Here is a 9,730-nt window from a genome sequence, read left to right on the forward strand (position 1 = left end):
GCACGGGGCTTCCGTGTCCGGCGGCGCCGGCGGTCGGTTCGGACAGGGGCGGGGCGTCAGCGGGTTTCCGCCGTACGGGACTTCTCCTGGTCGGCCCCGGCGGACTCGGCGGCCGCCTCGGGCGCGGGCGCGGGACGCAGGGTGAGCCAGGCGATGACGGCTCCGGCCGCGGCGATGGCGGCCGCTCCCAGGAAGGCCGCGGAGAAGCCGTCCGTGAGGGCGGCCGGGTTGCCCAGCTCCTGCGCTCCCCGCGAGGCGGCCACCGCGGTCATGGCCGCCAGGCCGAGGGCGGAGCCCACCTGGTAGCTGGTGTTGACGATGCCGGAGGCCAGGCCGCCCTCCTCCGGGCGGGCGCTGGAGACCGCGGTGCCCAGCGAGGGGATGAACGCCAGCGACATACCGGCCGCCGCCACCAGCGAGGCGGGCAGCACGTCCGCCCAGAAGGTTCCGTCGGGGCGGACCAGGGACAGCCAGAACATGCCGGCCGCGAGCACCAGCATGCCCGCGACGACCAGCGGGTTGGGCCCGAAGCGGGCGATCAGCCGGGGCGCCAGCACGATCATCATGATCATGATCGCGACCGTCATCGGCAGCAGCGCCGATCCCGCGGCGAACTCGCCCAGCCCCAGCACCTGCTGGAGGTAGAGGTTGAGGAAGAACCACATGGGGATCCAGGCGGCGGCCAGCAGGAGCTGGGCGACGTTGGCGGCGGCCAGGTTGGGGGCACGCCAGATCCTCAGCGGCATCAGCGGCTCCCTGCGGCGTGCCTGGAGGGCGACGAAGGCGACCAGCAGCAGGGCGCCGGCGCCCAGCACCAGCCAGGTCTGCGCCGCGCCCCAGCCGGTCTCGGGAGCACGGACGATGGCGTAGACGGCGATGGCCAGTCCCGCGGTGACGGCGGTCGCGCCCAGGAAGTCGACGGAGCCGCGGCGGGGCGGGGCGGAGGGCATCAGCGCGGGCGTGAGGGCCAGGACCAGTACGGCGATGGGGATGTTGACGTAGAACACCCACGGCCAGCTGGCGTACTCGGTCAGGACGCCGCCGAGGAAGACGCCGGCGGTCCCGCCCGCCGGGGCCGCGGCCCCGTACAGGGCGAACGCCTTGGTGAGCTCCTTGGGGTTGCCGCCGAAGAGCATCATCAGCAGGGTCAGCGCGGCCGGGGCGATCAGAGCGGCGCCGGCGCCCTGCACGGCGCGGCCGACCAGCTCGACCCACACCTCACCGGCCAGTCCGGCGACCAGCGAGCCGACGGCCAGTACGGCCCATCCGGCGCTGAAGACGCGCTTGGCCCCGAACAGGTCCGACAGCCGGCCGCCGAGCAGCAGCAGTCCGCCGAAGGCGATGACGTAGGCGTTGAAGACCCAGGAGAGGTTCTCCTGGGAGAAGCCCAGGTCGGTCTGCATCTGCGGCAGGGCCACCCCGATGATCGAGGTGTCCATGATGACCATGAACTGGGCCAGCGCGATCAGCCCGAGCGCCTTCCAGCGCCGGGGGTTGAGTGGGGACGGGACAGAGGACATCACACACTCCTATACCGGAGGGGGGTATACATCCGAGCACCGAAAAGGTACCCCCTAGGGGTATGTGTTGGCCAGTCCGATCGCAGAAAAGTCCGCTCCGGAGGATGCGAACGGACGAAAGAGCGCCCCCCCGGCGCGCCCGCCCCCCGTGGCGCGGCGGGTCGCCGCTGCTCCGCGGCGCCGTCCCCTTGGCGGCCGCCTCACCGTACGAGGGCGCCGGGGAGGACTCCGGGCGCCCATCCCGCGCCCGCGCCGAGCACCAGGGCGGCCGACGCGGCGGCCGACGCCGTGCCCGGCGCCCGCGCCCGGCGACGGCCGCCTCGCCCGTGAGCCGTACGGCCGTGCCCCCGGGGCACGTCACCAGCAGGACGCGGGATCTGCCCGCGGCGGGCGCGGCCGGACGCTCCGTCAGGTTCCGCCCTGCGGTGCTCAGGCCCGCCGCAGGGCCCCCTCGCGCCAGGCGTACAGCGCCCCGTACATCAGCAGGCCGAGGAAGACGAACATCTCCGCCACCGCCGCCGCGCCCATGTCGGCGACCACGACAGCCCAGGGGCACATGAAGAGCGTCTCGACGTCGAAGGCGAGGAACAGCAGCGTCAGCGCGTACCAGCGGGCGTGGAAGCGCGACAGCGCGTGCCCGTCGGGGATGTTCCCGGAAAGGAGGGGCGCGGCGAGCAGCGGCTGGGCTCGAACGGCCGTCGGACGGTACGGCAGGCGCGGTGCGGCGACCGCGCCGGCCGCGAGCAGCAGCATCGCCCCGAGATCCAGGAACTCGCGCATGTCCCCCTCGCCCAACGTACGTACGGAGTCGTCCGCCCCGGCTCGCGCAGGGGGCGTCCGCCCGTAGGTACCCCGCGAGGAGTGGTTCGTTCCCTACGGCGGCCGATACCGCACGGCCGGCCGCCGGCGGTCGGCGGCCGGCCGTGCGGGGGCCGGTGGCGTCAGCGGGTCTGCTCGGACAGCCAGGTGCGGAAGTCCACGATCTGCATCTCCTGGCTGTTGATGCCCGAGGCCGCCGCGACCTTCAGCTGGGCGTGGTCGGCACGGGACTGCGGCTCGAGGAACTCGATGACGCCGGAGTTGTGGTGCGGGATCATCCGCCGCACGAACTCGATGTCGAACCGCTCGCCCGCCGGCACCCTCCGCAGTTCGGCGATCATGCGCCGCACCTCCCTCTCCATGGCCGCGATCTCCTGCCGCGCCTCCTGGGGGGCCTGCTGCCGGGCCTGCTCGGGCGTGAGGCCGTACCACTTCTTCAGCCAGCGGGTGAACTGGCCGATCTGGTGGCGCTGGTTGGCGATGATGTCGTCCGCGTGGGTGCGGATACGCGCGTCGGTGCCGCGCTCGCGCTCGAGCCGCGCCATCTCGATCGCCGCCCGGTGGTGGGGGATGATCGCCGCGAAGAAGGTGACCTCCAGCTTCCTGCCGCTCAGCCGGGCCAGCGTCTCCCCGAACCGGTACGCCACGGGGGAGGTCGGCAGCGGCTGGATGTGGGCGGTCTTCCCCTGCTCCGCGGCCGCGGCCCCGGCGGGGGCCTGGCCGGGGACGCTCCAGGCGGTGGCCGCGGGCGCGGTCGCGAGGGCCAGGGCGGCAAGGGCGGCCACGGCGCCGCGGCGGACGATCGAGGTGTTCATGGGATTCCTTCTGGGAGGGTTCGCCGACGGAAGGGCTGCACGGCTGGCGGACAGCCGCGCGATCCCTTTGTCACGACGGGCCCTCTGCAATCCCCCCTCGCTCCCCCGATCGCCCGTTCGGCCCCCGTGTTCCACCGGACCGGCCGGTGGCGGGGTTCCTGCCGCCGCCCGCGACGGGCCGGGGCCGGTCACCGCCTCCGGTCAGGGTTTCGCGGAGCGACCGGAGGAGTGCAGGACGGCCAGGCGGCCCCGGTACTCCTCCTCGTCGATCTCGCCGCGGGCGAACCGCTCGGCCAGAAGCCGCTCGGCGGAGGCGTCCTCGGATGTGCGGGGGCGCTCCCGGGGGCGGTCCAGGGCGCGGAAGAGCAGGACCGCCGCGGTGATGACCAGCACCCAGAACAAGATCATCCCGGCCGACATCGCGAACCACTCCCAGCCGCTGACACCGTGGCCGTTCCAGAACATCATCGTCCGTCACCTCCCGGGGCCGGCCGGAACGGGCACCGCGCCCGCCCCGGCGTTCCGCCTACTGCCAGCATGCCTCCAGGCCGACCGCGGCGCAGGGGCCGATGGTCCCCGCCGCCGTGCCCGGTCAGCCCATGGCCGGACCGCAGGCGATCAGCAGCGGCAGCAGCATGGCCCCGAGGGAACAGGCGGCGATACCGAGCCGCGCCGCGCGGTGCGGCTCCGCTTCGGGGGTGAGGAGCCTGCACAGGCGGACCGCCGCGCTGGAGCCTCCCGCGCCGAAGGCTGCCCGGGGCGCCTGGCCCGCCGCCACCTCGTACATGGCGGCCGCCAGGGTCTCCCGGGAGTGGTGGCGCAGCGCCCGGTCGTCCGCGGTCATCTCCAGCAGCAGAGCGGTCTGCTCCCGTGCGTGCCGGGCGAGGGGGAGTCTCGGGAAGGCCCGCTCGAACGCCTCCGTCACCGCGTGGCAGAGGTGGTGCCGTCCGGCGATGTGGGCCCGCTCGTGCGCGAGTACCGCCTGGAGCTGTTCCCGGGAGAGCGCCCTGACCGCCCCTCGGGTGACGACCACCCGGCGGAACCGCCCGGGCAGGCAGTAGACGGCCGGGGTGTCGTGGTCGACGATCACCACGTCGTGTTCGGAGGACGGGCGGCCGAGCACCGCGAGCAGGTCCAGATGGCGGCGCTGGGCGCGGCGGGTGCGCCACACCGTGCGCAGGAACCAGCCCGCCGGGAGCAGCACGACGAGGGCGGGCGGCAGAAGGGCGGCGGGATCGGCCGCGGTGTGCGACGCCGGGCCGAAGGCCGTGGGGAGCAGGCCGCAGGCGGTGAGCAGGCCGACCAGTCCGTCGTGCACGTGCTCCTCCCGCAGCACCACGTGGTAGAGGGCCAGCGCGACGGTGACGGTGAACGTCGCCATCAGCCCGTACCAGACGAGGACCGCCAGCCGGGGCGCGCGGTGCGCCCAGCGCGCCCTGGCCAGCGCGTACGGGGCGACGGCCCCCACCAGCAGGGCGTATCCGGCCAGGGCCAGGGCCGCTGTCACGTCCCGCTCCCACGTTTCGCCGCCCGCAGGGCGGAGCGCAGCGCCTCCACCTCGTCCGCGGACATCTGCTCGACGAAGCTGAGGAGCGCGCCGGCGGGGTCGGGGTTGTCGCCCAGCGCGTCCTGCATCAGCGACGCGGTGTACTGCTGGCGGGTGCAGGTCGGCTCGTACAGCCAGGCCCGTCCCTGCTTCTCGCGGCGGAGCAGGCCCTTGCGGTGCAGGATCTCCGCGACGGTCTTGACCGTGCTGTAGGCGATGGAACGGGTCCTGCCCAGGTCCACGAGGACGTCCCGCGCCGTGGCCGGGCGCCCCCACGTCCACAGGCGGTTCATGATCTCCGCCTCCAGTTCGCCCAGCGGTCGCACGAACGCTCCCCTCGCCACCGGATCTCCAGCACCGCCGAACCGGCGCCCATCCATCGTAGTGGCCGGTCGGATCGCGGCCGCTCGCCTCGTGCGGAGCCCCCGCCGGGAAGGCCTCCGCTAAGTGCCATAGCCCAGGGGCGCGGGACCGGCGCCCGAAGGCCTCGCACGGGTTCCGCGGTACGGAGGACGGACCTATCGTCCCGCGCGCCCGTACGGCCTCCGCACACCTCGGGGGACCTCGATTGAAGCTAAGCCGATTAGCTGGCTAGTATCCGTGCCCGGACCTTCGCACGGTCGGCCGTCCATCCGGGGCGGCGGCGAAGGCACCGCCGAGTCCGCGGCAGATCACGCGGAACCGGGCCGGCGTCCCGTGCCCGGCAGGCGGCCGAGGAAGAAGGAGCTCGCCTCCGTGGCGTCCCACCGTCGTCCCAAGCAACCAGGCCACGCCTACACGACCGTGCTCACCACCGCCGCGGCCGCGGCGGTCGCCCTCACCACGCAGACCGCCCACGCCGATCCCCTGCCGGATCCGAACAAGAAGGGCGTGAAGGCCGAGGTCGACCGGCTCTACGAGCAGGCCACGCAGGCCACCGAGAAGTACAACGCCGCCAAGGAGAAGCAGGACAGGCTCCAGAAGCAGGTCGGCGATCTGCAGGACAGCGTCGCAAGCGGCCAGGGGGAGCTCAACGACCTCAGGGACAGCCTGGGCACGCTGGCCACCGCGCAGTACCGCAGCGGCGGGGTGGACCCCTCCGTGCAGCTGTTCCTCTCCTCCGACCCCGACGACTACCTGGCCAAGGCCGCCGTCCTGGACCAGATCGGCAGCCGGCAGCTCAACACGCTCCGGAAGATCCAGTCCAAGCAGCGCACGCTCGAGCAGAAGCGCGAGGAGGCCTCGGAGAAGCTCGGCGACCTCGAGGACGCCCGCAAGGAACTGAAGGACAAGAAGAAGGAGATCCAGGCCAAGCTCGCCAAGGCGCAGAAGCTCCTCAACACCCTGACCGCCAAGGAGCGCGCGAGGATCGCCGCCGAGGAGGAGCGCGCCAACCGCGCCAGCCAGCGGGTCGATCTGGGCAGCCAGGCCAGCGCCTCGCAGCGCGCCGCCGCGGCCTTCTCCGCGGCGAAGTCCAGGGTCGGCATGCCGTACGTCTGGGGCGCCACCGGCCCGAACTCCTTCGACTGCTCGGGCCTGACCTCCTGGGCCTTCGCCCAGGCCGGCGTCTCCATCCCCCGGACCTCCCAGGCCCAGGCCAGCGCGGGCACCCGGATCAACTCCATGGGCGATCTGCGGCCGGGCGACCTCGTCATCATGCGCACCGACCTCAGCCATGTCGGCTTCTACGCGGGCAACGGGCAGATCCTCCACGCCCCCAAGCCCGGTGCCGTGGTGCGCTACGAGGCGATGAGCACCAGCGGTATGCCCTTCATGTGGGGCGTGCGCATCGGCTGACACCGGCCGTCGACGATCCGAGGGGGCGGGCACCGGCCGGTGCCCGCCCCCTCGGCAGGTGGGGACGCTGCCGCTCAGGCCGTGACGGGACGCGCCCGCACGGCCGCCGGAGTCAGGCGGCCCGTGCGGTGGAGGCGGAGCACGGCCAGGGCGCAGCCTCCGCCGACGGCGCCGAGGAAGATCCACGGCAGGGCCGGCGCACCGGCGGCGCGGGCGGTGTCCAGGGCCGCTCCGGTGAGCAGGTTGCCCACGGCGATGCCGACGCCGCAGATGGTGTTGTACAGGCCGTAGTGGGTGGCCACGTACCGTTCGCCGGCCAGGGCCACGACGGTGTCCATCTCGAACGGGTAGGCCAGCATCGTCCCCAGGGCCAGCAGCAGGGCCGACAGCAGCGGCGGCAGGACGGCCAGGGCCCAGCGGGCCGGCCCGCCGGCGGGCGCCGTGACCGCGGCGGCGGCCGCCGGCGGCAGAAAGGCGATCCCCAGGCAGGCCAGTCCGGCCACGATCGACCGCCCGGGCCCGAGGCGCTTCCCGCACCAGGCGGTCAGCCGGGTCTGCCCGGCGATGGTGGCCAGGCCCGAGGCCGCGAACAGCAGCCCGACCCCGACGGTGCCGACCTGCTCGTCCCCGGCCACCCGGCGCACCTCCAGCGGCAGCGCCAGGTAGACCTGGAAGGACAGCGCGTAGGAGCCGATCATCGCCGCGGAGAACAGCAGGAACGGCCGGTTGGCCAGCACCGTGCGCCACTGGGACAGCACCCCGGCCGCCGGCTGCCCGCCGTCGCGCCGGGCGGTGCGGGCGGGCAGCGCGACGATCTGCACGACCGACAGCACGGCGAACACGCCGGCGGCCACGAGGCAGGTCAGGCGGAAGCTCACCCCGGTGAGAACCACGCCCACCAGGGGACCGAACAGGATTCCGGCCTGGTAGTAGACGTTGAACAGGGCGAACGCCTCGACGCGCCGCTCGCCGGCGTCATGGGCCAGGTAGGCGCGGGACGCCGGGTTGAACAGGGCACCGGCCAGTCCGACGGCCGCCGAGGCGGCCAGCAGGGCGGGCAGGGAGTCGACCAGCCCCAGTACGGCGAAGGCGGCGATCCTCAGCGCCAGGCCGGCGATGATCATCGGCTTGTAGCCGAGCCGGTCGGCAAGGGTGCCGCCGAAGAAGAACATCCCCTGCTGGCTGAAGTTGCGCACCCCCAGCACCAGGCCGACGGCCCAGGCGGCCAGCCCCAGGGTTCCGGACAGGTGCTGGGCCAGGTAGGGCATGAGCATGTAGAAGCCGAGGTTGATGGTGAACTGGTTGACCATCAGCAGCCGTACACCGCGGTCGAAGGTGCGGGCCCGGGCCAGTGGGTTGCTCACCGCTCGCCCCCGCCGCCGTTGGCCTCCACCGCCTGTGCGGCCGCGGCCGCCACGGGGTCGACGACGGTGGTGCACCTGGTCCAGCGGTCGACCTCGCGCTCCCGGGGGTGGCCGATCTCGTCGGGCTCCTCCGCGGGAGCGGCGCCCAGCAGGCCGTGGGCCGTGCAGTAGGCGTCGTCGTAGACGGTCCCGAGGTACCGCTGCGGCCCGTCGGGGAAGACCGCCGCGATGCGGGTCCCCGCGGGCCGGGTGCGGGCCAGCCAGCCCGCGACCAGGGCCACCGCCCCCACGCTCCATCCGCCGGTCGCGTAGTGGGAGGCGGCCAGCCGCCGGCAGGTCCACACCGCCTCGGCCGGAGCGACCCAGTGGACCTCGGAGAAGTGGTCGTGGGCGACGTTGCGGGGGTGGATGCTCGAACCCAGGCCCCGCATGATCCGGCTGCGGGCCGGCTGGCCGAAGATGGTGGAGCCGACCGTGTCCACGCCGACCATCCGCAGTTGCGGGTAGAGCTGGCGCAGGGTCCGGGAGATGCCCGCGGAGTGGCCGCCGGTGCCCACGCTGCACACCAGGATGTCGATGTGGCCCAGCTGGGACGCCAGTTCCAGGGCCAGCGGCGTGTAGGCGGCGACGTTGTCGGGGTTGTTGTACTGGTCCGGGCACCAGGAACCCGGGTGGCGCGCCAGCAGCCGGGCCACCCGGTCGCGGCGGGCCTGCTGCCAGCCGCCGGTCGGGTGCGGTTCGGGGACGACCTCGATCCGGGCGCCGTGGGCGGTCAGCAGCCGCGCCATGGACGGTTCCAGTCCGGGGTCGGTGACCAGGACGACCGGATGGCCGTGGACCATTCCGGCCAGCGCCAGCCCGAGACCGAGGGTGCCGCTGGTGGACTCGATGATCGTTGCGCCGGGGCGCAGATCGCCGCGGGCGCGCGCCCGCTCGACCATGTGCAGGGCGGGGCGGTCCTTGATGCCGCCGGGGTTGAAGCCCTCGAGCTTGGCCCAGAAGCCGCGCCCGGCCGGGGCGAAGGGCTCGGAGACGTACAGCAGGGGCGTGTTGCCGACCAGTGCGGACATGCAGTCGGCGGTCCGGCCGATGCCCGCGAGGGCGGTGCCGTTGCGCGGGCGGCCCGCGGGGGAGGGAACCGTGATGGTCGTGGAGTACATGGGATCGCTTCCGATCGGTGGGTCCGAACACGGGGGTCCGATCTCGCACGGCGACGGGGCGCTGGGGACGGGGGATGTCCCGCGTCCGCGCGCCGTGCGGCGGCCGGTGCGCACCGGCCGCACCGAAGCGGTCTAGATCCGCCACCTGCAGACGGCTGTGAGCGTCTGCCGGCCGGTCGGCCGGGCGGGTATGGCCCGTCTCCCCCGCGGCGCCGGGGGCGGGACGGCCCGCGCGGTCACGGGTTCGGCGTCGAAGGGCGCGGCGGGCGGCGGTGTCTGGCCGAGGGGCGACGGGGACGGCGCGCCCGCCCGGGGGCGCAGGAGATCGGCGCAGTCGGCGCCGGAGTGGGCGTGGTGGGGCGCGGCCGGCACGTCCCGGGCCGCCTCACCGGTCCGGGCGTGATGCCCCGTCACGCCCCCCTGCGGCGCACCGGCGGGATGGACGGCGAAGTGGACGGGGGCCGGGCAGCCGAAGGCCATCAGCACGAGGGCGACCGGCAGGACGCCCCACAGCCACCTCGCACGGTGCCGCCACCACCGCACCCAGCAGCGGCTCCTACCGCCTCTTCCTGGACTTCAAGCACGACGGGAAGGTCCGCACCACCGCCTTCACCGTCACCGCCGACGGCACGGCGAAGACCCGGGAGGAGGCCCGGGAGGAGGGCGACGCGGACACCGGCCACGACGACGGCACACACCAGCACTGAACCGGCGCCCCCGGCCGCGGGCG

General features: G+C 74.1%; 10 protein-coding genes. 1 reads left to right on the forward strand and 9 read right to left on the reverse strand.

All coding sequences use genetic code 11. The annotated features are described in order from the left end of the window. Positions 1-56: 56 nt before the first annotated feature. The 6 genes from ACLIYP_RS15585 to ACLIYP_RS15610 all read right to left on the reverse strand — a co-directional run bounded on the left by ACLIYP_RS15585 (position 57) and on the right by ACLIYP_RS15610 (position 5,026). Positions 57-1,520: an MFS transporter gene (locus ACLIYP_RS15585; protein WP_412713730.1), complete on the reverse strand. Its 1,464-nt coding sequence runs from the start codon at positions 1,518-1,520 to the stop codon at positions 57-59. 429 nt (positions 1,521-1,949) lie between these two features. Next, the gene (locus tag ACLIYP_RS15590) at positions 1,950-2,300 is read right to left on the reverse strand and encodes an NADH-quinone oxidoreductase subunit A (RefSeq protein WP_412713731.1); all 351 of its coding nucleotides are present in this window, start codon (positions 2,298-2,300) and stop codon (positions 1,950-1,952) included. A 161-nt stretch (positions 2,301-2,461) separates the two neighbouring features. After that, positions 2,462-3,154 (reverse strand): DUF305 domain-containing protein, encoded by a 693-nt coding sequence (locus ACLIYP_RS15595; RefSeq protein ID WP_412713732.1) that lies wholly within the window; start codon positions 3,152-3,154, stop codon positions 2,462-2,464. A gap of 201 nt (positions 3,155-3,355) precedes the next feature. After that, complete coding sequence (locus tag ACLIYP_RS15600; RefSeq protein WP_412713733.1) at positions 3,356-3,622, reverse strand: SHOCT domain-containing protein; 267 nt, start codon at positions 3,620-3,622, stop codon at positions 3,356-3,358. Between the two features lie 124 nt (positions 3,623-3,746). Continuing rightward, complete coding sequence (locus ACLIYP_RS15605; protein ID WP_412713734.1) at positions 3,747-4,661, reverse strand: M56 family metallopeptidase; 915 nt, start codon at positions 4,659-4,661, stop codon at positions 3,747-3,749. Beyond that, a complete protein-coding gene (locus ACLIYP_RS15610; RefSeq protein ID WP_412713735.1) occupies positions 4,658-5,026 on the reverse strand; it encodes a BlaI/MecI/CopY family transcriptional regulator in 369 nt (122 codons plus the stop codon). The genes ACLIYP_RS15605 and ACLIYP_RS15610 overlap by 4 nt, the downstream gene beginning before the upstream one ends. Before the next feature lie 409 nt (positions 5,027-5,435). On the opposite strand from ACLIYP_RS15610, the gene ACLIYP_RS15615 reads away from it, so the two are divergent. After that, the gene (locus tag ACLIYP_RS15615) at positions 5,436-6,476 is read left to right on the forward strand and encodes a C40 family peptidase (protein ID WP_412713736.1); all 1,041 of its coding nucleotides are present in this window, start codon (positions 5,436-5,438) and stop codon (positions 6,474-6,476) included. Positions 6,477-6,550: 74 nt separating this feature from the next. Here ACLIYP_RS15615 and ACLIYP_RS15620 read toward each other — a convergent pair whose 3' ends face one another. The 3 genes from ACLIYP_RS15620 to ACLIYP_RS15630 all read right to left on the reverse strand — a co-directional run bounded on the left by ACLIYP_RS15620 (position 6,551) and on the right by ACLIYP_RS15630 (position 9,543). Further along, positions 6,551-7,840: an MFS transporter gene (locus ACLIYP_RS15620; protein WP_412713737.1), complete on the reverse strand. Its 1,290-nt coding sequence runs from the start codon at positions 7,838-7,840 to the stop codon at positions 6,551-6,553. Beyond that, on the reverse strand, positions 7,837-8,910 hold the full coding sequence (locus ACLIYP_RS15625) for a PLP-dependent cysteine synthase family protein (RefSeq protein WP_412713740.1): 1,074 nt from the start codon (positions 8,908-8,910) through the stop codon (positions 7,837-7,839). Before ACLIYP_RS15625 ends, ACLIYP_RS15620 begins: the two co-directional genes overlap by 4 nt. Positions 8,911-9,132: 222 nt before the next feature. Next, complete coding sequence (locus ACLIYP_RS15630) at positions 9,133-9,543, reverse strand: hypothetical protein (RefSeq protein ID WP_412713738.1); 411 nt, start codon at positions 9,541-9,543, stop codon at positions 9,133-9,135. Positions 9,544-9,730 lie beyond the last annotated feature (187 nt).

It is taken from the genome of Streptomyces nanhaiensis (assembly GCF_046614825.1).
GTDB lineage: Bacteria > Actinomycetota > Actinomycetes > Streptomycetales > Streptomycetaceae > Streptomyces > Streptomyces radiopugnans.